The following is a 26,631-nucleotide window of genomic DNA, read 5'->3' as shown; positions in this document are numbered from 1 at the left end:
ATTTCTAAGTCAAGTTTTGCGGGCCCGATTTTTCTTTCGCCGGAGTGATCCATGATCGTTGATCGTCAAGGCAGGCGTTTTCGCAATTTGCGGATCAGCCTGACTTCAGCCTGCAATTACGCCTGTACCTACTGCGTGCCTGATGGCAAGCGGCTGGTGGCTGCGCAGGATGAGCTGTCGGCCGAGGCGATGGCGCGGGGCGTGGCATACCTGATCGAAGCTGCCGGCATCGAGCGGTTGCGCATCACCGGGGGCGAGCCGCTGGTCAGTCCCAAGCTTGAGCGCTTCATGACGGCGGTTGGGCAGATGGGGCTGGACGACATCAGCCTGACCACCAACGGTCAATTGCTGGCAAAAAAGCTGCCTTTGCTGGTGAGTGCCGGCATCCGCCGAATCAACGTTTCCCTCGACACCCTCGATGCTGGCGCGTTTCGCAGCATCGCCCGGGGTGGCGACCTGGCGGCCGTGCTGGACGGCATGGAGCAAGCCCGGGCGGCGGGGATGAAAATCAAGGTCAACATGGTGCCGTTGCGCGGGCAGAACCTCGATCAGGTGATGCCGTTGCTGGAGTACTGCCTCGAGCGTGGCTATGAGTTGCGTTTCATCGAGTTGATGCGCATGGGTCACTTGGCCAAGGACTCGAATGCGTTCCTCCAGCAGTTCGTCAGCCTCCAGCAACTGCTGAGCCTGATTGGCGACCAATACGAATACCTGCAGGCCGATGCGCCGGTGGATGCCACCGCAGTGCGTTATGAGATTCCGGGGCTGGGGCACTTTGGCGTGATCGCCAACGAAAGCGTGCCGTTCTGCCGTACCTGTTCGCGGCTGCGGCTGTCTTCGACGGGGTGGTTGCACGGCTGCCTGTCGTCGAGCAATCGTCATTTTGTCGGCGATCTGCTGGACAAACCCCGCCATCAGGCGCTGCCAGCGCTTCAGCGCTTGCTGGTCAAGGCGCTGGGAGATAAGCAGGAAGTGGCATTCTCCGGCGGTGCAACCATCATGAAAATCATCGGCGGCTGATCGGGTATTCCGAGGCAATAAAATTCCACCATTCTGCGAGCTGGCGCAAAAGCTGCATCCCGTGGCCATTCGCCGGTTTTCCGTCACCGGTCTTTGGAGGGTAGGATGCGTAGCCTGTTTTCGCTGCTGGCCGTTTTGGCGCTGGGTGGCTGCATGAATGTCAGCGACATGGGGGAGGGCGTTCGTTATCACATGAGCGATGCCGGCCTGTTGGACCATAGCGACAGTCGTCGCGTGAACAACCTGCGCATCCAGCCGGATTCCTTTATCTATATCGCCCAGGGGGCGTTCGCTCCGCCAGGCAGCGCCTATCCGCGTCCCAACGTCGTGGCTGAAGAAGCCTTCAACGGTTTCGTTGAATATTTCCCCATGGTTCGTCGCGCCCGGGTCCCCGAAGGGCTTGACCAGGCTATGGGCGAAGCGCGTGCCGCCGGCGCCCATTATTTGCTGTATACCCGATTCGCCAAGGCGGACAACCGCATCGGCACTACCGACGAATGGCTGGATGAAGAGGCCGTGGATCGCCTCGGCGTCGATACCGGCGTGATTCAGATCATGTTGATCGAGACCAGCACCCAGTATTTGATTGATACTGCACGTATCAAGAGCCGTGGCGGTTTGCTGACGTTGCACGACAAGCAGCCACAAGACCTCATCGCCGCGCCGCTGCGTGAGTATGCCCGCAGCCTGCTGGGGATGAGCGACGAATAAACAGAAGGAGTCACCATGAGCGGACCGCAAAAAGCCAATGACCTGTTGGGACAGATCCCCAAGACCAAAGGCCTGCCGCCGGTCCACTTGTGGAACCCCGCCTTCTGCGGCGACATCGACATGCGCATCGCCCGTGACGGCACTTGGTATTACCTGGGGACGCCCATCGGACGCAAGCCGATGGTCAAGCTGTTCTCCACTATCATTCGCCGCGACGGCGATGATTACTTCCTGATCACTCCTGTGGAAAAAGTCGGCATCAAGGTGGACGACGCCCCGTTCGTGGCAGTGACCCTGGAAGTCGAGGGACAGGGAGAAGGGCAGTTGTTGCGCTTTACGACTAATGTCGATGAAGCCACCGAAGCTGGACCCGAACATCCGATGCGAGTGGTGATCGATCCCCAGACCCAGGAGCCCGCTCCGTATATCCACGTGCGCAGCAACCTCGAAGCGCTGATTCACCGCAACGTCTTCTATCAGCTGGTCGAACTGGCGGTCAGCCGCGAGGTCGACGGCCAGCGGTGGTTGGGTGTCTGGAGCGGCGGCGTGTTCTTTCCCATAGGCCTCGAACCCTGACCCTCAACCTTGAGGGGGCAAAAATTCAAATTGACACTCAATCATATGATGATTAGCGTGGGCGCCTGATAAGAAAAGCCCACGGGGTGTTCATGTCCAGCAGTTTTCATGCGTCGACCGTCGATTGGCTGGGTGGCTGGATTGCCGCTGGCCAGGTCAAGCCTGGGCAAACCATCAAGGTCGAGGCCGACTTGGGCGAGCAGTTGGGCGTGAGTCGCACGGTCATTCGTGAGGCCATCAAGACCTTGGTCGCCAAGGGCATGCTGGAAGTGGGGCCGAAAGTCGGCACGCGGGTATTGCCGGTGCGCCGTTGGAATCTGTTCGATCCCCAAGTCGTTGGCTGGCTGTCGCGCAGTGGCCTGCCGGAAAATTTCGTCGACGACCTGTTGGACCTGCGCCGGACCATCGAACCGATGGCGGTGCGCTGGGCCTGCGAACGGGCGACGGCTGACCAGGTGCAGGCGATCCGCCTGGCCTATCATGCGCTGGAACGGGCGGTGGACAGTGGCGCTGATTACAACCGCGCCGATCAGTTCTTTCATGAGTGCATTCTCGCCGCCAGCCACAATCAATTCATCGAACAAATGGTCCCGGCCCTCGGCGCGCTGCTGGCGGTTTCGTTCGAGGTGTCGGCCGCCGATCCGGACGAACTGCGCCGCACCTTGCCGATTCACAAGGAGATCGCCGACGCCATCGCCGCCCGTGACGCGGCGCGAGGTGTCTGGGCCTGCATGACCTTGATCGATAATGCAGACTTGGCCATCAAGCGGTTTTACCCTGATGTCATGGCCGGTCGGACAGACAACGCCGGGAAAGCCGGGGACAGGAGGTTTCAATGAAGTGGACGGCGCTCACGGAGCATCGGGCAAAGTTGGGCGAGGGGCCGTTCTGGGATGAGCCGACCCAGGCGCTTTATTGGGTCGATATCGCCGGCAAGCAGGCGCTGCGGCTGATCGGCGAGAACGTCCAGATCTGGCAGATGCCTGAACATGTCTCGGCTTTTATCCCGACGCAGAGCGGCGATGCGTTGGTGACGCTGAGCAGCGGTGTCTATCGACTGGATCTGGATTCGCCAGGGCTGGAACCACGCCTGAAGCTGTTGTGCATGGCCGATCCCCAGCCGGGCAACCGCGCCAACGAAGCCCGTTGTGATCCGCTGGGCCAGCTCTGGCTAGGCACCATGCAGAACAACATTGGTGAAAATGGCGAAGACCTGCCCATCGAACGACGGTCCGGCGGCCTGTTCCGTGTCGGGGCAGAGGGCCGGGTTATGCCGCTGCTGCGCGGGCTGGGCATTCCCAATACGTTGTTGTGGAGTCCCGATGGCACGACGGTGTATTTCGGCGAGAGCCTGGATGGGACGCTGTACCGGCACTTCATCTATCCCGATGGACAGTTGGCGCCCGCCGAAGTCTGGTTCGGGCCCCATTCGCGTGGTGGGCCGGACGGTTCGGCGATGGATGCGCGAGGCTACATCTGGAACGCGCGCTGGGACGGCAATTGTCTGTTGCGGCTGCATCCGGACGGCCATGTCGATCGGGTGATCGAACTGCCGGTCAGTCGCCCCACCAGCTGCGTATTTGGTGGTAAAGACCTCAAGACGTTGTACATCACCAGTGCAGAGAGCCCTCTAGGCCATCCCCTTGACGGTGCGGTGCTGTCGATGCGGGTCGATGTGCCAGGCGTGGCTTGCACACGGTTTGCTGGTTGAATCCCAAAATATGGGATGTAAATATATATATTGAGATTATTTGGCGGTCGGGTTTATAGTCGGCTCCATCAGCAATACGCACTCACACTTAAAAAAACAAAACAGGTGAAGTGATGCATCGATCTTTCCCCGAACGCCCCGGCGGCGTTCGCGAGTTACTGTCAATTTCGCAGCCTCTTGGCCGGTCATCCGTGGGTGTCCGGTTTTTGTCGTGCCTTCGCACTGGAGCCCAGGCCCATGGCTGAAGCGCTTTGCTTGCCGCCAGTGCCGGAGCCTGTGAAAGGCGAACGGCTGAAAGACAAGGTCGTGCTGCTGACCGGCGCAGCCCAAGGCATTGGCGAGGCGATCGTTGCCGCATTTGCTTGCCAGCAGGCGCGGCTGGTGATCAGTGACATCCAGACGGAAAAAGTCGAGGCCGTCGCGGCCCATTGGCGTGGCCAGGGCGCGGACGTGCAGGCGCTCAGAGTCGACGTTTCGAACCAGCAGGATCTGCAGGCCATGGCCCGTCGCGCCGTTGAACTGCATGGTCGCATCGACGTGCTGGTGAATTGCGCCGGGGTCAATGTGTTTCGCGACCCCCTGGAAATGACCGAGGAAGACTGGCGCCGCTGCTTTGCCATCGACCTGGATGGCGCCTGGTACGGTTGCAAGGCGGTGCTGCCACAAATGATCGAGCAAGGCGTGGGCAGTATTATCAACATCGCGTCGACCCATTCGTCGCACATCATTCCCGGTTGTTTTCCGTACCCGGTGGCCAAGCACGGCTTGCTCGGTCTTACCCGCGCCCTGGGCATCGAGTACGCGCCCAAGGGTGTGCGCGTGAATGCCATTGCGCCTGGCTACATCGAGACTCAATTGAATGTCGATTATTGGAACGGTTTCGCCGATCCCCATGCCGAACGCCAGCGTGCGCTGGATCTGCACCCGCCTCGACGCATCGGCCAGCCGCTCGAAGTGGCCATGACGGCGGTGTTCCTGGCCAGTGACGAAGCCCCTTTTATCAATGCTTCATGCATCACCATCGATGGTGGACGTTCGGTCATGTACCACGACTGAATATTCTTGGGTTGCGGTGGGAAACTTCGCCTGTAATCCAATCATCATACGATATGACTATTTAGACCTATGCTGTGCAGTAACACGATTTGACCGGCCAGCCTGCGCGGTTCCACCAAGGTGGAGCAGATCACTGGACTTTTGGCTTTCAATAAAAAAAACAAGGAGTCAGCTATGAAACATCGTCGTGGGATCCGTTCCCTGTGTCGCGCCGCCCTGGCGGTTACCGCGTTCAGTCTCAGCAGCCACTTGCTGGCGGCCGATGCGGTAAAAATTGGTTTCCTGGTCAAGCAGGCCGAGGAACCGTGGTTCCAGACCGAGTGGGCATTCGCCGAGAAGGCGGCCAAGGACAAAGGCTTCCAGTTGATCAAGATCGCCGTGCCCGATGGCGAGAAAACCCTCTCGGCCATCGACAGCCTCGCGGCCAACGGCGCCAAGGGCTTCGTGATCTGCCCGCCAGACGTGTCCCTCGGCCCGGCCATCATGGCCAAGGCCAAGCTCAACGATCTAAAGGTGATTGCCGTCGATGACCGTTTCGTCGACGCCAACGGCAAATTCATGGAAGACGTGCCGTACCTGGGCATGGCCGCCTTCGAGGTGGGCCAGAAGCAGGGCGCCGCGATGGCTGCTGAAGCGAAAAAACGCAACTGGGATTGGAAAGACACCTACGCGGTGATCAACACCTTCAACGAGCTGGACACCGGCAAGAAACGCACCGACGGTTCGGTTGATGCCCTGAAGAAAGCCGGGATGCCGGAAGACCATATCCTGTATTCGGCGCTGAAGACCCTCGACGTTCCCGGCAGCATGGACTCCACCAACTCGGCGCTGGTGAAGCTGCCAAGCACCGCGAAGAACTTGATCATCGGCGGCATGAACGACAATACCGTGCTGGGCGGCGTGCGCGCGACCGAAGCGGCCGGGTTCAAGGCAGCCAACGTGATCGGTATCGGCATCAACGGCACCGACGCCATCGGTGAGCTGAAGAAACCAAACAGTGGCTTCTTCGGTTCGATGCTGCCAAGCCCGCACATCGAAGGCTACAAGACTGCCGAGATGATGTACGAGTGGATCACCACCGGCAAGGAGCCGCCGAAGTACACCGCCATGGACGAGGTGACGCTGATCACCCGGGAGAACTTCAAGCAGGAGCTGGAAAAGATCGGCCTGTGGAACTGACGGTCGGTTGATTCAAAAGCGGCCCTGGTCACAGGCGTGACCGGGTCGCTTGATCTCTGTAAGTTCGAGGTGGTTATGCAAGCGCAAACAGCGACACGGCAACACAACATCGGCGGCAGCTTGCGATTCAACGGGATCGGCAAGTCCTTTCCCGGCGTGCAGGCGCTGGCCAATATCAGTTTCGTCGCCCATCCGGGGCAGGTTCATGCGTTGATGGGCGAAAACGGCGCGGGCAAATCCACGCTGCTTAAGATCCTCGGTGGCGCCTACATTCCGAGCAGCGGCGACTTGCAGATCGGCGAACAGACGATGGCCTTCAAAGGCACCGCCGACAGCATCGCCAGCGGTGTCGCGGTGATTCACCAGGAATTGCACCTGGTGCCGGAAATGACCGTCGCCGAAAACCTGTTCCTTGGTCACTTGCCGGCGCGTTTCGGCCTGGTCAATCGCGGTGTGCTGCGCCAGCAGGCGCTGACGTTGCTCAAGGGCCTGGCCGATGAAATTGATCCCCAGGAAAAGGTCGGGCGCCTGTCTCTCGGCCAACGGCAGTTGGTGGAAATCGCCAAGGCCTTGTCCCGTGGCGCCCACGTCATTGCTTTCGACGAACCGACCAGCAGCCTGTCGGCTCGGGAAATCGACCGTTTGATGGCGATCATCGCCCGCCTGCGGGACGAGGGCAAAGTGGTGCTGTACGTCAGCCACCGCATGGAAGAAGTGTTCCGCATCTGCGATGCGGTGACCGTGTTCAAGGACGGTCGTTATGTCCGGACCTTCGAGAACATGAGCGAGCTGACCCACGATCAACTGGTCACGTGCATGGTCGGTCGCGATATCCAGGACATCTATGACTACCGTCCTCGGGAGCGCGGCGATGTCGCGCTGCAAGTGAAAGGCCTGTTGGGGCCGGGCTTGCGCGAACCGGTGAGTTTCGAGGTGCACAAGGGCGAAATCCTCGGCTTGTTCGGGCTGGTCGGCGCCGGTCGTACCGAGCTGTTTCGCTTGCTCAGTGGCCTGGAGCGCCAGAGCGAGGGAAGTCTCGTGCTGCACGGCAAGGAACTGAAGCTGCGTTCGCCACGGGATGCCATCGCCGCTGGCGTGCTGCTCTGTCCGGAGGACCGCAAGAAGGAAGGCATCATTCCGCTGGGCAGTGTCGGCGAGAACATCAACATCAGCGCGCGCCCGTCCCACTCAACCCTCGGTTGCCTGTTGCGTGGCGATTGGGAGCGGGGCAACGCCGACAAGCAGATCAAGGCGCTGAAGGTGAAGACACCGTCGGCGGGCCAGAAAATCATGTACTTGTCCGGCGGCAACCAGCAGAAGGCGATCCTCGGGCGCTGGCTGTCGATGCCGATGAAAGTCTTGCTGCTGGACGAGCCGACACGCGGCATCGACATCGGCGCCAAGGCTGAGATCTACCAGATCATCCACAACCTGGCGGCCGATGGCATCGCCGTGATTGTGGTGTCCAGCGACCTGATGGAAGTGATGGGCATTTCCGACCGGATCCTGGTGCTGTGCGAAGGGGCCATGCGCGGCGAGTTGCCACGTGACCAGGCCAACGAATCCAACCTGCTGCAACTGGCGCTGCCGCGCCAACGCGTTGCCGACGCGGCGAACTGAGAGGTAATCATGACCATTCAAAACAATGCACTGCCAACGGCACGCAAACCCCTGGACCTGCGCCGCTTCCTCGACGACTGGGTCATGCTGTTGGCGGCCATCGGCATCTTCGTGCTCTGCACCCTGATGATCGACAACTTCCTGTCACCGCTGAACATGCGTGGCCTGGGCCTGGCGATTTCCACCACCGGCATCGCCGCGTGCACCATGCTTTATTGCCTGGCCTCCGGGCACTTCGACTTATCGGTCGGTTCGGTGATTGCCTGTGCTGGGGTGGTCGCGGCGGTGGTGATGCGCGACACCAACAGTGTGTTCCTGGGCGTGAGCGCGGCGCTGGCGATGGGGCTGATCGTCGGCCTGATCAACGGCATCGTGATTGCCAAGCTGCGGGTCAATGCCTTGATCACGACGCTGGCGACCATGCAGATCGTTCGCGGCCTGGCCTACATCTTCGCCAACGGCAAAGCGGTGGGCGTGTCCCAGGAATCGTTCTTCGTCTTCGGCAACGGCCAGTTGTTCGGCGTGCCGGTGCCAATCCTGATCACCATCGTCTGCTTCCTGTTTTTCGGCTGGCTGCTGAACTACACCACCTACGGGCGCAACACCATGGCCATCGGTGGCAACCAGGAAGCGGCGTTGTTGGCGGGGGTGAACGTTGACCGCACCAAGATCATCATCTTCGCCGTGCATGGCTTGATCGGCGCTCTGGCCGGGGTAATCCTGGCGTCGCGCATGACCTCGGGCCAACCGATGATCGGCCAGGGCTTCGAACTGACGGTGATCTCGGCTTGCGTGCTGGGTGGGGTTTCATTGAGTGGTGGCATCGGCATGATTCGCCACGTCATCGCGGGTGTGCTGATCCTGGCGATCATCGAAAACGCGATGAACCTGAAGAACATCGATACCTTCTACCAATACGTCATCCGCGGCTCGATCTTGCTGCTGGCGGTGGTGATCGACCGGTTGAAGCAACGCTGAGAACCCTGCGCGACAGGCCTGCTCGATGGCGTCGTCCTTGACGCCATCGTTCATCCCGCCTTGCGCAACGCTTCGACCAACTCTTGCTTGCGCATCTTCGAACGCCCGGGAATATTTTTTGCCCGGGCTTCTTTCATCAGGTTATCCACGGTCTGGGCCTCATGGGAGGCTTTGCTGGTACGCGGATGTCCCTCGCGGGTCTTGGCGGCACGCCGGGCCGACTCCTTGCGGTCGGATTGCTTCTCTTCGGTGGGCTTTTTCTTTGCGCTTCCACCGGAGCGCTCGCCACCGCCCGATTGTTTGTTGACCGTGGCCCAAGCCCGAGCCTCGGCCTCATTCTCAGACACACCTTTTTGCTCGTAGCTTTTTTCGATGTGCTCGGCCTTGCGCTTTTGCTCGTCGGTGTACTTCTCTTTGCTTCCACGAGGCATGAAATGTTCCTCCTCAATGTGTGAGCAGAGCGGCGGGCCGTACTACTGGCTCGCGCCACCTTCCGAGCCGGATCCGCCGGTGGTGGTTTTCGAACCCACGCCGGTATCGGCATTGTCAGGGGCGGTGGAGTCCGGGGTGTTCATGCCGCCCTGGCGACCGGTGTCGTTCCCTTGGACCCGTGGGTCCGTTCCAGTGGCGGGCGGCTGGCCGTTGTTCAAGCCACCGGTACCGTCGGTGTTCAGCTTGGGCAAGCCTTGCGTCGCGGGCGAGTTCGGAGCTTGCACCGGGTCGGTCGGCCCGGTGCCAGAGGTCGATGCCGCCAAAGCCGCCGAAGACAGCAGTGCAGCGAATGTGAACGCAGTCAGCCTTGAATAAATCATGGTGTCGCCTCCATTTTTGGAATGCTTGCCTGATTTTGGGCCGCGCTGGAGCGAGGTTGGTGCCTCGGCGGCGACGAATGGCATACCGAAAGCCCCGTCCAGAAGATGTGACGAGCGCTGCGTAGCGGCTTAGTATGGTGCTTTCAATTGGCTACAAGGCCCGTTCATGTCGATCGAGATCCGTCCCGCGCAACCTAGCGATGCGCCTCAAATCCTTGCCTTCATCACTGAGCTTGCCGATTACGAGAAAGCCCGCCACGAAGTCATCGCCAGTGTGGCCGATATCGAGCGCAGCCTGTTCAGCGAAGGCGCAACCGCCCACGGCTTGATCTGCCTGCGTGATGGCGTGCCCATCGGTTTTGCAGTGTTCTTCTTTAGTTATTCGACGTGGCTGGGCAGCAACTGCCTGTACCTCGAAGACCTGTACATCACTCCCGAGCAGCGCGGTGGCGGGGCGGGCAAGACGTTGCTGCGGCACTTGGCGAAGATCGCCTGTGACAATGATTGCGGTCGCTTCGAATGGAGCGTGCTGGACTGGAACACGCCGGCCATCGAGTTCTACAAGTCCCTCGGCGCGCAACCGCAGGAGGAGTGGGTGCGCTATCGAATGGACGGTAAAGTGCTCCGGGATTTTGCCAACGGCAACTGATTTACGCGTATGCGCTGGAGGCGTACTCGGCAAATCCGTGGCGTTGCTCGAGCCGCTTGCAGTAGGCGGTCACCGCCGGATAGTCCGGACGCTCCATGGGCGTCTGGCGCCAGCGATGCGCGGACAGGCCGATAAGCACGTCGGCGAGGGAGAAGTCCGCACCGGCCACGTAGGCGCCGGTGCGACTCAGCTGACCCTCCAGCAAGCCCATCGTCTTGTTCCAGCGTTTAACCCCAGCGGCGATGAGTTGTGGATCCTGGAAGTCCGGGTGTTTGCGCACCAGTCCGTAAAACGCATCACCCCATGACGGGTTGAGCTCCGTGGCTTGCCAGTCCATCCACTGTTCTACACGCGCCCGTGCGGCAGGCTCGATGGGAAGCAGATCGCTGCGCCCATGTTTGCCGACCAGGTAGCGGCAAATGGTATTCGACTCCCAGAGCACGCCGTTCTCGTCAATGATCACCGGCACCTGGGCGTTGGGGTTGAGCGCCAGGAAGGCCGGGTCATGGGTCGAGGCAAAGCCGATGCCCCAATCTTCGCGTTCGTAGGAAAGGTCCAGTTCCTGACAGGTCCACAGTACTTTTCTGACGTTGATCGAGGAGGTGCGGCCGAGGATCTTCAGTCGATGTTCCATGTTCTTTCCTGAGTTTTTGGCGTCCGATCAAAAACGTAGCAGGGTCTGGGACGGATGGCGACTATCAATGTTATATCCCAATATATGGGAGTGATATTTATATATTGAGATTTGTCCGTGCCCGGGTTTATAGTCCGTCTCACTCACTGCCAAATAAACAGAACAGGTGAAGCGGATGCAGGCGCAATTGATCGCGCTCGATTGGGGAACTACCTCATTACGGGCTTACAAACTCGCCGCTGGAGGCGAGGTGCTCGAGCAGCGTTCGCTGTCATCGGGGATCATGCAGTTGCCCTCCGGGCCACGAACCGTGGCCGGCCGGGTGTGCATCGATGGGTTTGAACTGGCCTTCGACGATGCCTGCGGCGACTGGCTCGACGCACAGCCGAGCCTGCCCGTCATTGCTTGCGGCATGGTCGGCAGCGCCCAAGGCTGGCGCGAAGCGCCTTACTGCGACACGCCTGCAAACGTCGCCAACCTCGGACATTCCCTACAAACCGTTCGCAGCCTTCGCGGTGTCGATGTGCACATCGTGCCCGGCGTGATCCAGCGTTCACGCTTGCCCAATGTCATGCGTGGTGAAGAAACCCAAGTGCTTGGCGCCTTGCACAGCCTGCCGAACGAAGCGGTGCTGATCGGCCTGCCGGGCAGCCACTCGAAGTGGGTGGAAGTCACCGATGGCTGCATTGTGCATTTCGACACGTTCATGACCGGTGAAATCTTTGCCGTGCTCAGCGACCACAGCATCCTCGGCCGTACCCAGCAGCGCGGCGCGGCGTTCGATGGCCTGGCCTTCGATCGCGGCGTGCAGGTGGCGCTGTCGGCGGAGGGGCAGATTGGCCCGTTGTCCACCGTATTCAGCGCCCGCAGCCTGGGGCTGACCGGCGAACTCGGCGCCAGTGCACAAGCCGATTATCTCTCCGGCCTGTTGATCGGCCATGAGCTGACGGCCCTGGCCGCGGCGCAACGCCAACGACGCAACAGCGTGCATCTGCCGACGGTGGTGTTGATCGGCAACTCTCAACTCTGTGCCCGTTATCAACGGGCCCTCGACGCCTGCGGTTTCGCCCGGGTGACCTTGGCCGAACAGGCCACCGAGCGTGGCTTGTGGCAGTTGGCTGTAGCGGCCGGGCTGCTCGACGCCACCCCATTGCGTTAAACCTGACTGGAGGTCTGACATGCTCACACAAGCACTGGCGCACAACGGGCTGATCGCGATTCTGCGCGGCCTGCGTCCCGAGGAGGCCGCCGCTATCGGCGAAGTCCTTTATAGCGCCGGATTTCGCGTCATCGAAGTACCGCTCAATTCCCCTGAGCCGTACGAAAGTATCCGCATCCTGCGCAGTACCCTGCCGGCCGATTGCCTGATCGGTGCAGGGACCGTGCTCACAGCGGAACAGGTCGAGCAGGTTAAAGCTGCTGGCGGCCAAGTCATCGTCATGCCCCACAGCGATCCGAAGGTGCTGCGAGCGGCGAAAGCGGCGGGGCTGTACCTGTCGCCCGGCGTCGCCACACCCACCGAAGCCTTTGCCGCGCTGGCCGAAGGCGCTCACGTGCTGAAGATGTTCCCGGCCGAGCAAATGGGCCCGGCGGTCGTCAAGGCCTGGCTCGCGGTGTTGCCGGCCGGGACGGTGCTAGTGCCGGTGGGCGGGATCACGCCGGACAACATGGCGGTGTTCGTCGAAGCCGGCGTCAAGGGTTTCGGCCTCGGTTCCGGGCTGTTCAAGCCGGGCCTGACAGCGGATGAAGTGGCGGTACGCGCCAAGGCCTATGTGGTCGCATGGAATGCCTTGAACTGAAGACTTTTCCAGCGCCCCGCGCGCTGCATCTGATAAGAGAGACAACAAGATGAAAATCACCAAGCTGACCACGTTTATCGTTCCGCCGCGCTGGTGCTTCCTCAAGGTCGAGACCGACGAGGGCGTGACCGGTTGGGGCGAGCCCGTGGTCGAAGGCCGTGCCCACACGGTGGCGGCGGCCGTCGAGGAATTGTCCGACTACCTGATCGGCAAGGACCCACGCAACATCGAAGACATCTGGACCGTGCTCTATCGCGGCGGCTTCTACCGCGGCGGCGCCATCCATATGAGCGCCCTGGCCGGTATCGACCAGGCGTTGTGGGACATCAAGGGCAAGGCCCTGGGCGTGTCGGTCAGCGATCTGCTGGGCGGCCAAGTGCGCGACAAGATCCGCGTGTATTCGTGGATTGGCGGCGATCGCCCGGCGGACACTGCGCGAGCGGCGAAAGAAGCGGTGGCGCGGGGCTTCACGGCGGTGAAGATGAACGGCACCGAAGAGCTGCAGTTCCTCGACACCTTCGAAAAGGTCGACCTGGCCCTGGCCAACGTGGCGGCGGTGCGCGACGCGGTGGGGCCGAACGTCGGCATCGGCGTGGACTTCCACGGTCGTGTGCACAAGCCGATGGCCAAGGTGCTGATGAAGGAACTCGACCCCTACAAGTTGATGTTCATCGAGGAACCGGTGCTCAGCGAAAACTACGAAGCGCTCAAGGAACTGGCGCCGCTGACCAGCACACCGATCGCCCTGGGCGAGCGGCTGTTCTCGCGTTGGGATTTCAAGCGTGTACTCAGCGAAGGCTACGTGGACATCATCCAGCCGGATGCCTCCCACGCCGGCGGCATCACCGAAACCCGCAAGATCGCCAACATGGCCGAGGCCTACGACGTGGCGCTGGCGCTGCATTGCCCGTTGGGGCCAATCGCCCTGGCGGCATGCCTGCAACTGGACGCGGTTTGCTACAACGCGTTCATTCAGGAGCAGAGCCTGGGCATTCACTACAACGAAAGCAACGACCTGCTGGATTACATCAAGGATCCGCAGGTGTTCGACTACGACAAAGGCTTCGTGAAAATCCCCAACGGTCCGGGCCTGGGGATCGAGATCAACGAGGAATATGTGATTGAACGCGCGGCCATCGGCCACCGCTGGCGCAACCCGATCTGGCGCCATGCCGACGGCAGTTTTGCCGAGTGGTGAGTGAGTCCTGACTCTCTCGGTTTGATCGTTCCCACGTTCTGCGTGGGAACGATCGGTCGTGCTCGACTCCTCAATAAACACAAAAAGAGGCACCTCACATGCAAGCGCACACCCTGAACGCGCAGGCGTCGTTGGTGACGCCCAGCCGCAAGCGTTTTTTCATCATGGTCCTGCTGTTCATCACCGTGGTGATCAATTACCTGGACCGCAGTAACCTCTCGATTGCCGCCCCTGCAATGACCAGTGAGCTGGGCATTGATCCGATTCATGTCGGGTTGATTTTCTCGGCGTTCGGCTGGACCTACGCCGCCATGCAGATTCCCGGTGGCTGGTTGGTCGACCGCGTGCCGCCGCGCATTCTCTACAGCGTGGCGCTGCTGCTGTGGTCGGTGGCCACGGTGATGCTCGGTTTCGTCTCCAGTTTCATCGCGCTGTTCGTCCTGCGCATGGCGGTCGGTGCCCTGGAAGCGCCGGCCTATCCGATCAACAGCCGCGTCGTTACCACGTGGTTTCCCGAGCGTGAGCGCGCCACGGCGATTGGTTTCTATACCTCCGGACAGTTCGTCGGGCTGGCATTCCTGACGCCGGTCCTGGCGTGGCTGCAGCATGCCTTCGGCTGGCACATGGTGTTCGTCGCGACGGGTGCCGTCGGTATCCTCTGGGCGGTGATCTGGTACACGGTGTATCGCGAGCCGCGGGATTTCAAAGGTGCCAATGCCGCCGAAATCGAGCTGATCCGCGAAGGCGGCGGGCTGGTGGATATCCAGGCCGAGACGGCGAAGGTCAAGGCGAAATTCAGCTGGACGGACCTGGGCATCGTCCTGACCCAGCGCAAGCTTTGGGGCATTTACCTGGGACAGTTCTGCCTCAACTCCACGCTGTGGTTTTTCCTGACGTGGTTCCCGACCTACCTGGTGAAATATCGCGGCATGGATTTCATCAAGTCTGGCCTGCTGGCGTCGTTGCCGTTCCTCGCGGCGTTTGTCGGCGTGCTGTGTTCGGGGTTCTTCTCTGACTGGCTGATTCGCCGCGGCACCAGCGTGGGGTTTGCGCGCAAGTTACCGATCATTGGCGGGCTGCTGATTTCCACCTCAATCATCGGTGCCAACTTCGTCGAGTCGACGCCGCTGGTGATCGCGGTCCTGGCCCTGGCGTTCTTCGGCAATGGCCTGGCGTCGATCACTTGGTCGCTGGTTTCCACCTTGGCGCCGGCGCGGTTGCTCGGCTTGACCGGTGGGGTGTTCAACTTCATCGGCAACCTGGCGGCCATCGCGACGCCGATTGTCATTGGCTTCCTGGCGAGCGGCGATTCGTTTGCCCCGGCCATTACCTATATCGCTGTCCTGGCATTGGCTGGCGCGCTTTCCTACATCCTGCTGGTGGGGAAAGTCGAGCGCATCGAGTTGTAGTCCTACGAGGCGGGCGACCATAATGCCGCCCGTTTCCCCGCTCACTGAGAAAGGCCGGATATGCAGCAAGACGATTCAAAAATCACCAAGGATGCCGCGCCTACAGGCACGCAGACATTGCTGCGTGGCCTGGGCGTGGTCCAGGCGGTCGCCAGCGGCGCCCGTGACTTGAAGGAAATCGCCCGGCTGATCGGCACCACTCGCAGCACCACCCATCGCCTGGCCAGTTGCCTGGTGGACGAGCGTTACCTGCGTGTGGTGCCGCAAGTGGGTTACCTGCTGGGACCGAAGCTGATTGAACTGGGCTTTCAGGCCCGGGAGGAGTTGCCGCTGGTGAGCCTGGCGGGGCCGTACCTGGACGAGCTGTCGGCGCTCACTGGGGACACCGTTCACCTGGCGATTCGCGAGGGCGACGAAGTTCTGTACTTGCTGAAGAACCCAGGACGTAACGGTCCGGAAATGCGCTCGCGCGTAGGCCATCGCATGCCGTTGGCGCGTACCGGGATCGGTAAGGCGCTGATGCTCGATGACCCTCAGGAACAATGGAAGCGGCTGTATGAAATCAGCCTGCCGGCGGGTGGGAAGAATCAGTTCTGGCCCCAGCATCAGGAGCAATCCTGGGAACAGTTCCAGCAACGTATGGTGGAATACGTGGCGGGGGGCTATGCCTTCGACCTGGAGGACAACGAACCGTCGATTCGCTGTGTAGCGGCGCCGATTCGTGACGCCGGCAAGCGCATCGTCGCCGGTATCAGCATCGCCAGCACCGTGCCGTACATGCCGCTGGAAAAGATGGCCGAGCTGATTCCCCTGGTCAAAGGGGTCACAGCCCGGCTGTCGGCGGAACTGGGCGCCAAGGTTTGACGAACGTCAGGCCTTGAGGGTCGCCATGTCGATGACAAAGCGGTACTTCACATCCCCGGCGATCATGCGGCTGTAGGCCTCGTTGATCTGGCGGATGTCGAGCATTTCAATGTCGCAACTGATGTTGTGCTCGGCGCAGAAATCCAGCATTTCCTGGGTTTCTGCGATGCCGCCGATCAGCGAGCCGGCCAGCACTCGGCGACCCATGATCAGTTTTGCCGCGTGTACCGGCGGGTCGACCGGCTCGACCAGGCCTACGATGATGTGCACTCCGTCGAAATGCAGCGTGTCGAGGTAGGGGTTGAGGTCGTGCTGCACCGGAATGGTGTCCAGCAGGAAGTTGAAACGTCCAGCGGCAGCGGCCATCTGTTCAGCGTCGGTGGACACGATCACATGGTCCGCGCCTTGGCGACGGGCTTCTTCGGCTTTGCTCGCCGAGCGGGTGAACAACGTCACTTCCGCACCCATGGCCTTGGCGAACTTGATGCCCATGTGACCCAGGCCGCCCATGCCCAGCACGCCGACCTTGTCGCCAGCCTTGACGCCGTAGTGTTTGAGGGGCGAATAAGTAGTGATGCCGGCGCACAGAAGCGGTGCGGCGCTGGCTGGATCGAGTGTTTGCGGGATGCGCAGCAAAAAGTGCTCGCTGACCACGATGCTGTCGGAATAGCCGCCCATGGTGTGGCCGCCGCTGACGCGGTCCGGGCTGGCGTAGGTCTGGGTCATGCCTTCGAAACAGTATTGCTCCAAGTCGGCCCGGCACGCTTCGCACTCGCGGCAGGAGTCGACCATGCAGCCTACACCGACCAAGTCACCGACTTTGTGATGGGTGACATTCGCACCGACGGCGGTAACTTTTCCGATGATTTCATGGCCGGGCATCAGCGGGTAAACGGCAATGCCCCATTCATTGCGGGCCTGGTGGATGTCGGAGTGACAGACCCCGCAGTAGAGAATATCGATCGCCACATCGTCGGCTCGCGGGCTGCGACGCTCGAACGTCATGGGGGCGAGGGGCGTGGTGGCCGATTGGGCGGCATATCCGATAGCTGTGTACATGATGGACCTCGCTAAGCAGTGAACGGTGAGGGAATCCATTCTGGGAGGCATGGCGACCGGCGGCGATGGCGATTCCTCCGCCTGTCATGCCTAATCCTCCGGTCTTGGCCAGGATTTGATCCTCTGTGGCGCCAGACCTGCGATGATGTTTTCATGCCATTTTCCGTGAAGTTTTCGCCTATGCTGTTGACCCGCCATCTTGATGCCAACGCCACGCTGGTTTCCCTGATAGAACCCTTGGCGACCCGTGACGGTTTTGTCCCCACACCATTGCCCGGCGTGCATGCGCTGCGCGCCAGCCAGGACGTCGCCCGTGGCCCACAGCTTTATGAGCCGAGCCTGGTGATCATTGCCCAGGGCAGCAAACTGGCGTACCTGGGGCCTCGCACGATGGAATATGGCGCCGGGCATTATCTGATCCAGGCCTTGCCGGTGCCGTTCGAATGCGAGACCTACGCCATGCCCAATGCTCCGCTGCTTGGGGTTTCCGTTGCGATCGATCGGGCGATGTTGGGGGAATTGGTGCTGGCCATGGGACTGATGCCGGGTCGGAGCCTGCCGCCGCAGACGCCTGAATCGATGACCTGCGCAGTGCTTGATGACGCCATGCGTGGGTGTGTCGAACGCTTGTTGCGCTGCCTGCACGATCCGCTGGAATGCCAGGTCATGGGCCAGGCACGGTTGCGGGAGTTGTTGTTCGTCGTGTTGCGCGGCCCCCAGGCCGATGTGCTGCGGGCGCTGGTGGAGCAGCAAGGCCAGTTCGCCCGGATTGCCGCGGCCCTGAGCCATTTGCATGCACACTTCACCGAGCCGCTGAACGTCGAGACCTTGGCCAGTTGCGCGAACATGAGCGCGTCGACCTTCCATGAGCACTTCAAGCGCAGCACCTTGCTGTCGCCGGTGCAGTACCTCAAGCGGTTGCGCCTGCTCAAGGCCCAGCGACTGCTGCTCATCGAAGGCATGGGCGTGGCCCAGGTGGCGCATCAGGTGGGGTATCAGAGCCCGTCGCAATTCAGTCGCGAGTACAAGCGCTACTTCGAACGCAACCCCGGCGAAGAGCGCGCCGCCTGAGGTCTTTGATGTTCCCTTGAGGGTGTTTCTTAAATTGGCGGCAACAAAAAGGCCCCCATTGCGGGAGCCTCGATGTTCAGCGTGTCGGCTTACATGTTCGGGTAAGTCGGACCGCCGGCGCCTTCCGGCGATACCCAGGTGATGTTCTGTGCTGGGTCCTTGATGTCGCAGGTCTTGCAGTGAACGCAGTTCTGGGCGTTGATCTGGAAGCGTTTTTCACCATCTTCCTTAGTGATGACTTCGTACACGCCAGCCGGGCAGTAGCGCTGGGCCGGCTCGTCGTACAGCGGCAGGTTCTTGCTGATCGGGATGCTCGGGTCGGTCAGCTTCAGATGGCAGGGCTGTTCTTCTTCATGGTTGGTACCGGAGATGAACACGGAGCTGAGTTTGTCGAAGCTGATCTTGCCGTCCGGTTTCGGGTAGTCGATCTTCTTGCAGTCGGCCGCCAGTTTCAGGCAAGCATAGTCCGGCTTGGTGTCGCGCAGGGTGAACGGAATCTTGCCGCCGAAGATGTTCTGGTCGAGCCAGTTGAAGCCACCGCCGATGATCGCACCGTACTTGTGGATCGCGGCGCCAAAGTTGCGGCTGGCAAACAGCTCTTCGTACAGCCAGCTGCTCTTGAAGCCGTCGACGTAGGCGGTCAGTTCATCACCGCCTTCGGATTCGGCGAACAACCGATCGGCCACTGCCTCGGCGGCGAGCATGCCTGATTTCATCGCGGTGTGGCTGCCCTTGATCTTGGCGAAGTTCAGGGTGCCGAGGTCGCAACCGATCAGCGCACCGCCCTTGAAGACCATTTTCGGCAGCGAGTTCAGGCCGCCCTTGCAGATAGCCCGGGCGCCATAGCTGACACGCTTGCCGCCTTCGAGGTACTGCTTGAGCACCGGATGATGCTTGAGGCGTTGGAATTCGTCGAACGGCGACAGGAAGGTGTTGCTGTAGGACAGGTCGATAATCAGGCCGACCACCACTTGGTTGTTTTCCAAGTGATAAAGGAAGGAGCCGCCGGTATTCTCGGTGCCCATGATGTCCAGCGGCCAGCCAGCGGTGTGCACCACCAGGCCTGGCTGATGCTTGGCCGGATCGATTTCCCAGATTTCCTTCAGGCCGATGCCGTAGTGCTGGGCGTCGGCGTCGCTGTCCAGGTTGAAGCGCTTGATCAGTTGCTTGCCGATGTGACCACGGCAGCCTTCGGCGAACAGCGTGTATTTGCCACGCAATTCCATGCCGGGGGTGTAGAGGCCTTCCTTCGGGTGGCCTTCGCGGTCGACACCCAGGTCGCCGGTGATGATCCCGCGCACCACGCCGTTTTCGTCGAACAGCGCTTCCTGGGCGGCGAAGCCCGGGTAGATTTCCACGCCCAGGTTCTCGGCTTGCTGGGCCAGCCAGCGGCACAGGTTGCCCAGGGAAATAATATAATTGCCCTCGTTGTGCATGGTCTTGGGCACAAAGAAGTCAGGGATTTTGCTCGCGGTCTCGGCGTTCTTCAGGACATAAATGTCATCGCGCTTGACGGGCGTATTCAACGGGGCGCCGAGTTCTTTCCAGTCCGGGAACAGTTCGTTCAGGGCGCGCGGTTCGAATACCGCGCCGGAGAGAATGTGCGCACCGACTTCGGAGCCTTTTTCGACCACGCAGACGCTGATTTCCTTACCGGCTTCGGCGGCCTTCTGTTTCAGTCGGCAAGCGGCAGACAGGCCAGCGGGGCCGGCACCGACGATGACCACGTCGAATTCCATGTATTCGCGTTCCACAGGCTATCTCCTACTCAAGGCTCTACAGTTTTTTCTAATTGGAGGTTTGGCGATGCATCCGTTGTTTCTCTCGCCAGGCGACGAAAACGGCAATGGATGACCCGCGCTTCTCTCTTAAGCGGCGCATTATATCTACACCACTCTCTGGGTCCAATACAAACGTTTGTTTGAAATTGCCGCAGCCCAGATAAATCACTGACGTACGGCTTATGACTGACCATTTTGCCGTATTGACCGGAATAGGCGTTCCGGTCAAGATACGGGCGGTTTTGCGCTCGCCGTAGGCTGACTGTTGGTTTCAAGAGCACCTCTAAAGACAGGGCGAAGGCAGCACAAAGTGACGGGTTGCGTGGTTTAAACGCGCAGTTTACACGCCGCGATAATGAATGACTCATCGGTCATCACTGACGAATGGTCTTCACTCCCGTGAGCAAAGGTCATGTGTGGTTCATGCCGGCGTTTTTAGAGGTGCCCTTGCGCCCATGATCATCAACCGCCAGGTTCGCCCGGGCGGCTTTCTTTTCACCGGAGAGTAACGAGGAATCCATGAAGGTTCTTGTAGCTGTCAAACGAGTGGTCGACTATAACGTCAAGGTTCGCGTCAAGGCGGACAACTCCGGCGTCGACCTCGCCAACGTCAAGATGTCGATGAACCCATTCTGCGAAATCGCCGTAGAAGAAGCCGTACGCCTGAAAGAGAAAGGCGTGGCGACTGAGATCGTCGTCGTTTCCATCGGCCCGACCACCGCCCAGGAGCAACTGCGCACCGCGCTGGCACTGGGTGCCGATCGCGCCATCCTCGTCGAATCCGCCGAAGACCTGACTTCCCTGGCCGTGGCCAAGTTGCTCAAGGCCGTTGTCGACAAGGAACAGCCGCAGCTGGTGATTCTCGGCAAGCAGGCTATCGACAGCGACAACAACCAGACTGGCCAGATGCTCGCGGCACTGAGCGGCTATGGTCAGGGCACCTTCGCTTCGAAAGTCGAAGTGTCTGGCGACAGCGTTGCCGTGACTCGCGAAATCGACGGCGGCGCGCAGACCGTTTCGCTGAAACTGCCGGCCATCGTCACCACTGACCTGCGTTTGAACGAGCCGCGCTATGCGTCTCTGCCAAACATCATGAAAGCCAAGAAGAAGCCGCTTGAAGTGCTGACGCCTGACGCTTTGGGCGTTTCCACCGCTTCCACCAACAAGACCGTCAAAGTCGAAGCGCCGGCTGCACGCAGCGCGGGCATCAAGGTCAAGTCGGTGGCTGAACTGGTCGAGAAACTGAAAAACGAAGCGAAGGTAATCTGACTATGACTATCTTGGTAATCGCCGAACACGATAACAAGGCGCTGGCTCCGGCCACGCTGAACACCGTTGCTGCCGCAGCCAAAATCGGTGGTGACGTGCACGTTCTGGTGGCCGGGCAGGGCGTAAGTGCCGTTGCCGAAGCCGCTGCGAAAATCGCTGGCGTGGCAAAAGTGCTGTCGGCCGATAACGCCGCCTACGCGCACCAGTTGCCAGAAAACGTTGCGCCGCTCGTAGCTGAGCTGGGCAAGGGCTACAGCCACATCCTGGCTGCCGCGACTTCCAACGGCAAAAACATCCTGCCGCGCGTTGCCGCTGCACTGGACGTCGACCAGATCTCCGAAATCATCTCGGTAGAAAGCGCCGACACCTTCAAGCGTCCGATCTACGCCGGCAACGCCATTGCCACCGTGCAATCGAACGCTGCGGTCAAGGTCATCACCGTTCGCGCCACCGGTTTCGACCCGGTTGCCGCCGAAGGTGGTTCGGCTGCCGTTGAAGCGGTAGGCGCTGCCCACGACGCCGGTATCTCCAGCTTCGTCGGCGAAGAACTGGCCAAGTCCGATCGTCCGGAACTGACCGCTGCCAAGATCGTCGTTTCCGGCGGCCGTGGCATGCAGAACGGTGACAACTTCAAGCACCTGTACGCCCTGGCCGACAAGCTGGGCGCCGCCGTCGGTGCTTCCCGCGCGGCGGTAGACGCCGGTTTCGTGCCCAACGACATGCAGGTCGGCCAGACCGGCAAGATCGTTGCGCCACAGCTGTACATCGCCGTCGGTATCTCCGGCGCGATCCAGCACCTGGCCGGCATGAAGGACTCCAAGGTGATCGTTGCGATCAACAAGGACGAAGAAGCACCGATCTTCCAGGTGGCCGACTACGGCCTGGTAGCGGACTTGTTCGAAGCCATCCCTGAGCTGGAGAAGCTGGTCTAATCCAGCGTCTTCACTTATAAAGAGCCCGGCCCTTTGGCCGGGCTTTTTATTTTCTGCATTGTTTTTTTCGCTGCAAGGGGAGCAAGTCGCCATGGATCTGCGTCGTTTGACCAGTTGGTCGTTGCTGTGGACATTGGCGGTCATGCCGGGCCTGTCTGTCGCAGCCGGCAAATGTGAACGACTGATCGCCACCGGCAGTCCGGACGCGCCACCTTACCTCTGGCAAGACCCCCAGGACCCCAAGCACCTGATTGGCGCCGGTGCCGATCTGCTGGCGCACGTCGCGACGGAGCTGGGGATCAAGATCGAGCTGCTGTATGCCGGCAAGCGTGCCCAGGCGCTGGACGAAGTGCGCAGCGGGCGCATGGACCTGCTCACCGACGCTCCGCTGACCGCCGCCGGGCTTGAAGCGTTGGATTACGTTCATCCGCCGCTGTTGGAAAATGATTACCTGGTCTGGACTCGCAACGACTCGACGCTGGTCATCAACCAGCCCGAGGACCTTCATGGGCATCCCGGCGCGCTGTCGGAAAAGGCTCGAATGACCCAGGGATTTGGCGTTTTCGCCGAGCAGCAATTGTCGCTGATCCGTACGCCGAACCTGACCCAGGCCTTTCAGAAATTGCTCCTGGGCGAGGTGGAATATGTCTTGGCGGGGCGCTATTCGGGCTTGGCGATGGCGCAGACATTGGGCTTGGCCAACGATCTGCAGGCTGCGCCGCAACCGGTGGATAAACCGGGACTGTTCCTGGCGGTTTCCCATAACTCCGCCTGCAACGACCCATGGTTACGCGGACAGCTGGCGCAAAAGATGACAGAATTGGCCGCGTCCGGCCTGACGGAGGCTGTATTGCAACGCAATCTGGAGCGTTGGAAGACACAGTTGAAGCCTCCCGTCAGTGCCCCAAAACAGTAGGGAATATTAGTGACTATTCGACCTCTTTTCGCTGCCCTGGCCGTTCTGGCTCTGGCGGGTTGTGCAGCCGATCCTGCGCCGAATGAACAGATCCGCCTGACTGAACAGGCCATCGAGCAAGCACGTGCGGTAGGTGCCACCACCGAAGAAGTGCCCGAGTTGAAACTGGCCGAAGAGAAGTTCGCTCGTGCCAAATCGAACATGGCCGACGAATCCTACAAGAAGGCGCGTATGCGGGCCGAGCAGGCCGAGCTGGACGCGCGCCTGGCCGAAGCGAAGGTGCTGACGCTCAAGAGCCAGGAGCAACTGAACGTGCTCGATACGCGTATCAAGCGCTTGCGCAAACAGTTGAGGGAGGATGCCCAATGAATCACTCCCATGTATTCGGCGGCCTGCTGATTGCAGGTCTCGCGAGTTTGTATGGCTGCGCCGGCCAGCGCAGCGAGGCAGTGCTGGAACAGGCCAGCGGCGATTTCCAGAAGGTCAAGGAAGACGCCAACGTGCTCCGTGCCGCGCCCCGGGACGTGATCCGCGCCGGCGAATCCCTGGCCCGTGCCGATCGCTTGTCCAGCTACTGGGGCAGCGGTGAGGATGTTCAGCATTACGCCTATCTGAGCCAACGCTACAGTGCGATTGCCCGGGAGCACAGCAATCAAGTGCTCAACGAAGAGCGCGCGACGAAGCTCGAGCTTGAGCGCCAGCGTCTGCAATTGGCCTTGCGCGAGTCCAAGTTGCTGAGTGTCCAGCAGCAGGGCAAATGGCTGGAAGAGCAGATCATGGCGATGGCGACAACCCAGACTGATCGCGGCCTGGTGATGACGCTCGGCGACGTATTGTTCGATACCGGCGAAGCTGAGCTGAAAAACTCGGCCAATCGCGTGGTGCTCAAGATCGTGCAGTTCCTCCAACTCAACCCCAAGCGCGTAGTGCGTATCGAGGGCTACGCCGACAGCACCGGTGGCAAACAGGAGAACCTCAAGCTGTCCCGTGACCGCGCGCAAGCGGTGGCGGACGTGCTGGTGGACCTGGGAATCGACGAGAAGCGCATTCAGGTCGAAGGCTACGGCGATCAATACCCGGTGGACGTCAACGCGTCCGAACGTGGCCGGGCACAGAACCGTCGGGTTGAAATTGTGTTCTCCGACGAAAAAGGCCAGCTCGGCGCCGCCCGCTAAGGGCTGCGTCTCTGGAGAACCCGGCCCCTTTACAGGCGCCGGGTTTTTTTGGGCTCGCCTATTGTCCGGCAAGGGGTACAGTTAGAGCTGTCACTCCACTGTACTGTCGAGTAATCTGGCAACTGTCCCAGTACACTTCTAAACTGTTACGGTATCGTTTCCGACAAGAATAAAATGCCCGTGAAATCGAGTGCTGCGTCATGACCAACCTCCTGCTTTACCAACGTATTGCTCAACAGCTGGCTGAAGACATCCGGCGCGGTGTGTACCAGCCTGGTGAACGCGTGCCCTCGGTGCGCAAGATGAGTTCGCAGCTCAACGTCAGCCATGCCACCGTGCTGCAGGCCTACGCCAACCTTGAAGACCAGGGTTTGATTCGCGCGCGGCCGCAATCGGGCTATTACGTGCACCAGACGCCAGCCCTGACCGCGCCGACGCCGGACATTGCCCGAGTGGAGCGCCCGGGGCTGGTGACGCGCAGCAGCATCATCCAGCAGGTACTGGTCGAGTCGCGCCGCGAAGGCGTCTTTCCGTTGGGCGCAGCGGTACCGAGCGTCGACTACTTGCCTGTCCGGGCGTTGCATCAGCAATTGGCCAAGGTCACGCGTTTCCACAGCCCACGGGCGTTCAGCTACATGTTCAGCCCCGGCTTCGAACCGTTGCGCCGCCAGGTGGCAATTCGCATGCGGGACGCTGGTGTCGTGGTGGATCCTTCCGAAGTCGTGATCACCCATGGCTGTGTCGATGCGCTGCAGATGTCGTTACGCGTGCTGACTCGCCCCGGCGATCTGATTGCCGCCGAATCGCCGACCTATTACGGTTTGCTGCAACTGGCGGATCTGCTGGGGCTCAAGGTGATCGAGATCCCGAGTGATCCTGTCACTGGCATGAGCCTTGAAGCCTTGCAACTGGCGGCCAACCAATGGTCGATCAAGGCGCTGGTCCTGACCACGCGCCTGAGCAACCCTCTCGGCGGCACCATGCCCGAGGAGCGGCAAAAGCAGCTGCTGCGTCTGGCGTCGGACTTCGACATCCAGATCGTCGAGGACGATATCTATGGCGAGCTCATGTTCGAGCAGGGCCGCACCAAGGCGCTGAAGGCCTACGACCGATTGGACCGGGTGATCTACTGTTCGAGTTTTTCCAAGACGCTGTCACCGGGCGTGCGTATTGGTTGGATGATCGCCGGCAAGTTCCAGCAGGAAATCCAGCGGCTCCAGACGTTCAGTACCCACTCGGCGTGCAGCGTCACCCAGATGGGAATCGCGGCCTATCTGGAAAACGGCGGCTACGACCGGCACCTGCGCTATATCCGCCAGGAGTACCGCAAAAACCTCAGCGCCTTCCAGCTGGCGGTGCAGCAATACTTCCCGGAAGGCACACAAATGAGCCGTCCCACGGGAGGTTTCATCTTGTGGGTCAGCCTGCCGGGGCGGGTCAACACCCAGGAATTGCATGTGCGGGCGTTGCAACAGGGCATCAGCATCGCCCCTGGGTTGATATTCAGTAATACCGAGCAGTTCAACCACTGCATCCGCCTGAACTGCGGCACACCGTGGAACCGCGAAGCAGAGCGGGCCTTGATGACGCTGGGGCTGCTGGCCACTCAATTGTGCCAAGAGACAGCCAACGGGTTCCTATAGGAATCAATGGCTTGGTTTGATGTGCTTGTCAGCGCCTCATAATCGGGCGAGCATGGAGACTCTGCCGCGGATGTCGTTGTGTCTATGAAAGCTATTGGTCCTGCTGCCTGGGTTTTGATCGGCTTGTTGAGCGCCTTCCATGTCGCAGGCGTTGCCGTGGCGGCTCCAGCGCAGGAAAAAACCACCGCTAGCGCCAAGAAGGACACGCCAAAGAAAGCCGCAGTGGTGGTGAAAAAGTCCCCTGCTAAAAAATCCGCCACGACGAAGAAAAAACGCGCGCCCATCGCCTCCAAGAGCAAATCCGCCCGTGAGGTCGCCAAGACGCCTTTGCCATCGGCCAAGCTTGACCTGAGCCTGCCGCACGATATGGTCGACGAGCTGCAACCACCGGGCAAGGTACCGTTACCCAAGCGTGAGCCGTTATTGCCGTCCATGTTCGGCAATAAACCCGGACCGTTCCAGCTCAACGGCCGCCTGCTGAGCAACGAGATGCAGCTGCCGCTGCGCAACCAGGAGCGCAACGAAGTGGAAGGCGCCGCGCTGGAGTTCGAATTCAAGCAATAAGCGCA

At 60.6% G+C, this 26,631-nt stretch carries 28 protein-coding genes; 23 read left to right on the top strand and 5 right to left on the bottom strand.

All coding sequences use genetic code 11. The annotated features are described in order from the left end of the window. The first annotated feature begins 51 nt into the window (after positions 1–51). The 9 genes from HU762_RS22680 to araH all read left to right on the top strand — a co-directional run bounded on the left by HU762_RS22680 (position 52) and on the right by araH (position 8,851). Positions 52–1,020: a radical SAM protein gene (locus tag HU762_RS22680; RefSeq protein ID WP_186640793.1), complete on the top strand. Its 969-nt coding sequence runs from the start codon at positions 52–54 to the stop codon at positions 1,018–1,020. Positions 1,021–1,125: 105 nt separating this feature from the next. Next, positions 1,126–1,731 (top strand): DUF4823 domain-containing protein, encoded by a 606-nt coding sequence (locus HU762_RS22675; RefSeq protein ID WP_186611509.1) that lies wholly within the window; start codon positions 1,126–1,128, stop codon positions 1,729–1,731. A 15-nt stretch (positions 1,732–1,746) separates the two neighbouring features. After that, positions 1,747–2,307 (top strand): DUF1285 domain-containing protein, encoded by a 561-nt coding sequence (locus HU762_RS22670; protein WP_186640790.1) that lies wholly within the window; start codon positions 1,747–1,749, stop codon positions 2,305–2,307. Between the two features lie 92 nt (positions 2,308–2,399). Beyond that, positions 2,400–3,146: a FadR/GntR family transcriptional regulator gene (locus HU762_RS22665; protein WP_186611507.1), complete on the top strand. Its 747-nt coding sequence runs from the start codon at positions 2,400–2,402 to the stop codon at positions 3,144–3,146. Next, the gene (locus HU762_RS22660; protein WP_186640788.1) at positions 3,143–4,018 is read left to right on the top strand and encodes an SMP-30/gluconolactonase/LRE family protein; all 876 of its coding nucleotides are present in this window, start codon (positions 3,143–3,145) and stop codon (positions 4,016–4,018) included. The genes HU762_RS22665 and HU762_RS22660 overlap by 4 nt, the downstream gene beginning before the upstream one ends. Before the next feature lie 237 nt (positions 4,019–4,255). Beyond that, positions 4,256–5,074 carry an SDR family oxidoreductase gene (locus HU762_RS22655; protein WP_186640786.1) on the top strand — a complete coding sequence of 273 codons (819 nt, stop codon included), beginning with the start codon at positions 4,256–4,258 and terminating at the stop codon, positions 5,072–5,074. Between the two features lie 174 nt (positions 5,075–5,248). Beyond that, positions 5,249–6,253, top strand: coding sequence for a substrate-binding domain-containing protein (locus tag HU762_RS22650; RefSeq protein ID WP_186640784.1), 1,005 nt, complete (start codon positions 5,249–5,251; stop codon positions 6,251–6,253). 75 nt (positions 6,254–6,328) lie between these two features. Continuing rightward, positions 6,329–7,873, top strand: a complete 1,545-nt coding sequence (gene araG / locus HU762_RS22645; protein WP_186640782.1) for an L-arabinose ABC transporter ATP-binding protein AraG — start codon at positions 6,329–6,331, stop codon at positions 7,871–7,873. A 9-nt stretch (positions 7,874–7,882) separates the two neighbouring features. Further along, positions 7,883–8,851, top strand: coding sequence for an L-arabinose ABC transporter permease AraH (gene araH / locus HU762_RS22640; protein ID WP_025214842.1), 969 nt, complete (start codon positions 7,883–7,885; stop codon positions 8,849–8,851). Between the two features lie 50 nt (positions 8,852–8,901). Here araH and HU762_RS22635 read toward each other — a convergent pair whose 3' ends face one another. Continuing rightward, positions 8,902–9,282 (bottom strand): Rho termination factor N-terminal domain-containing protein, encoded by a 381-nt coding sequence (locus HU762_RS22635; protein WP_186640780.1) that lies wholly within the window; start codon positions 9,280–9,282, stop codon positions 8,902–8,904. A gap of 42 nt (positions 9,283–9,324) precedes the next feature. Further along, positions 9,325–9,663: a hypothetical protein gene (locus tag HU762_RS22630; protein WP_186640778.1), complete on the bottom strand. Its 339-nt coding sequence runs from the start codon at positions 9,661–9,663 to the stop codon at positions 9,325–9,327. 166 nt (positions 9,664–9,829) lie between these two features. Between HU762_RS22630 and HU762_RS22625 the strand changes: the two genes are divergently transcribed. Then, on the top strand, positions 9,830–10,312 hold the full coding sequence (locus HU762_RS22625) for a GNAT family N-acetyltransferase (protein WP_014339485.1): 483 nt from the start codon (positions 9,830–9,832) through the stop codon (positions 10,310–10,312). A 1-nt stretch (position 10,313) separates the two neighbouring features. Here the strand turns inward: HU762_RS22625 and HU762_RS22620 are convergent, their stop codons facing one another. Next, on the bottom strand, positions 10,314–10,946 hold the full coding sequence (locus tag HU762_RS22620) for a glutathione S-transferase (protein WP_186640776.1): 633 nt from the start codon (positions 10,944–10,946) through the stop codon (positions 10,314–10,316). Between the two features lie 175 nt (positions 10,947–11,121). On the opposite strand from HU762_RS22620, the gene HU762_RS22615 reads away from it, so the two are divergent. The 5 genes from HU762_RS22615 to HU762_RS22595 all read left to right on the top strand — a co-directional run bounded on the left by HU762_RS22615 (position 11,122) and on the right by HU762_RS22595 (position 16,216). Beyond that, positions 11,122–12,105 (top strand): 2-dehydro-3-deoxygalactonokinase, encoded by a 984-nt coding sequence (locus tag HU762_RS22615; protein ID WP_186640774.1) that lies wholly within the window; start codon positions 11,122–11,124, stop codon positions 12,103–12,105. Between the two features lie 19 nt (positions 12,106–12,124). Beyond that, positions 12,125–12,745 (top strand): 2-dehydro-3-deoxy-6-phosphogalactonate aldolase, encoded by a 621-nt coding sequence (locus HU762_RS22610; protein WP_186640772.1) that lies wholly within the window; start codon positions 12,125–12,127, stop codon positions 12,743–12,745. Between the two features lie 49 nt (positions 12,746–12,794). Next, complete coding sequence (dgoD, locus tag HU762_RS22605; RefSeq protein ID WP_003179439.1) at positions 12,795–13,943, top strand: galactonate dehydratase; 1,149 nt, start codon at positions 12,795–12,797, stop codon at positions 13,941–13,943. A gap of 98 nt (positions 13,944–14,041) precedes the next feature. After that, on the top strand, positions 14,042–15,352 hold the full coding sequence (locus tag HU762_RS22600; RefSeq protein WP_186640771.1) for an MFS transporter: 1,311 nt from the start codon (positions 14,042–14,044) through the stop codon (positions 15,350–15,352). 60 nt (positions 15,353–15,412) lie between these two features. Beyond that, positions 15,413–16,216 carry an IclR family transcriptional regulator gene (locus HU762_RS22595; protein ID WP_186640769.1) on the top strand — a complete coding sequence of 268 codons (804 nt, stop codon included), beginning with the start codon at positions 15,413–15,415 and terminating at the stop codon, positions 16,214–16,216. A 6-nt stretch (positions 16,217–16,222) separates the two neighbouring features. On the opposite strand, the gene HU762_RS22590 is transcribed toward HU762_RS22595, so the two are convergent. Next, the gene (locus HU762_RS22590) at positions 16,223–17,275 is read right to left on the bottom strand and encodes an NAD(P)-dependent alcohol dehydrogenase (protein ID WP_186640767.1); all 1,053 of its coding nucleotides are present in this window, start codon (positions 17,273–17,275) and stop codon (positions 16,223–16,225) included. Between the two features lie 180 nt (positions 17,276–17,455). Between HU762_RS22590 and HU762_RS22585 the strand changes: the two genes are divergently transcribed. Further along, a complete protein-coding gene (locus HU762_RS22585) occupies positions 17,456–18,346 on the top strand; it encodes an AraC family transcriptional regulator (protein ID WP_186640852.1) in 891 nt (296 codons plus the stop codon). An 89-nt stretch (positions 18,347–18,435) separates the two neighbouring features. Here HU762_RS22585 and HU762_RS22580 read toward each other — a convergent pair whose 3' ends face one another. Then, the gene (locus tag HU762_RS22580; protein ID WP_186640765.1) at positions 18,436–20,100 is read right to left on the bottom strand and encodes a 4Fe-4S dicluster domain-containing protein; all 1,665 of its coding nucleotides are present in this window, start codon (positions 20,098–20,100) and stop codon (positions 18,436–18,438) included. Between the two features lie 546 nt (positions 20,101–20,646). Between HU762_RS22580 and HU762_RS22575 the strand changes: the two genes are divergently transcribed. From HU762_RS22575 to HU762_RS22545, 7 genes are all read left to right on the top strand, one after another. After that, complete coding sequence (locus tag HU762_RS22575; protein ID WP_028620627.1) at positions 20,647–21,396, top strand: electron transfer flavoprotein subunit beta/FixA family protein; 750 nt, start codon at positions 20,647–20,649, stop codon at positions 21,394–21,396. 2 nt (positions 21,397–21,398) lie between these two features. Next, complete coding sequence (locus HU762_RS22570; RefSeq protein WP_186640763.1) at positions 21,399–22,328, top strand: FAD-binding protein; 930 nt, start codon at positions 21,399–21,401, stop codon at positions 22,326–22,328. Positions 22,329–22,419: 91 nt separating this feature from the next. After that, positions 22,420–23,244, top strand: coding sequence for a transporter substrate-binding domain-containing protein (locus HU762_RS22565; protein ID WP_186640761.1), 825 nt, complete (start codon positions 22,420–22,422; stop codon positions 23,242–23,244). A 9-nt stretch (positions 23,245–23,253) separates the two neighbouring features. Beyond that, positions 23,254–23,613: a DUF4398 domain-containing protein gene (locus HU762_RS22560; protein ID WP_186611488.1), complete on the top strand. Its 360-nt coding sequence runs from the start codon at positions 23,254–23,256 to the stop codon at positions 23,611–23,613. Further along, positions 23,610–24,419: an OmpA family protein gene (locus tag HU762_RS22555; protein ID WP_186640759.1), complete on the top strand. Its 810-nt coding sequence runs from the start codon at positions 23,610–23,612 to the stop codon at positions 24,417–24,419. Before HU762_RS22560 ends, HU762_RS22555 begins: the two co-directional genes overlap by 4 nt. A gap of 200 nt (positions 24,420–24,619) precedes the next feature. Beyond that, the gene (locus HU762_RS22550; protein ID WP_014339472.1) at positions 24,620–26,062 is read left to right on the top strand and encodes a PLP-dependent aminotransferase family protein; all 1,443 of its coding nucleotides are present in this window, start codon (positions 24,620–24,622) and stop codon (positions 26,060–26,062) included. Positions 26,063–26,146: 84 nt separating this feature from the next. Continuing rightward, positions 26,147–26,626: a translation initiation factor 2 gene (locus HU762_RS22545; protein WP_186640851.1), complete on the top strand. Its 480-nt coding sequence runs from the start codon at positions 26,147–26,149 to the stop codon at positions 26,624–26,626. The last annotated feature ends 5 nt before the right edge of the window (positions 26,627–26,631 follow it).

The sequence above is a fragment of the Pseudomonas sp. SWRI92 genome (genome assembly GCF_014268685.1).
GTDB lineage: Bacteria > Pseudomonadota > Gammaproteobacteria > Pseudomonadales > Pseudomonadaceae > Aquipseudomonas > Aquipseudomonas marvdashtae.
This window is presented reverse-complemented; position numbering and strand designations above follow the sequence as displayed.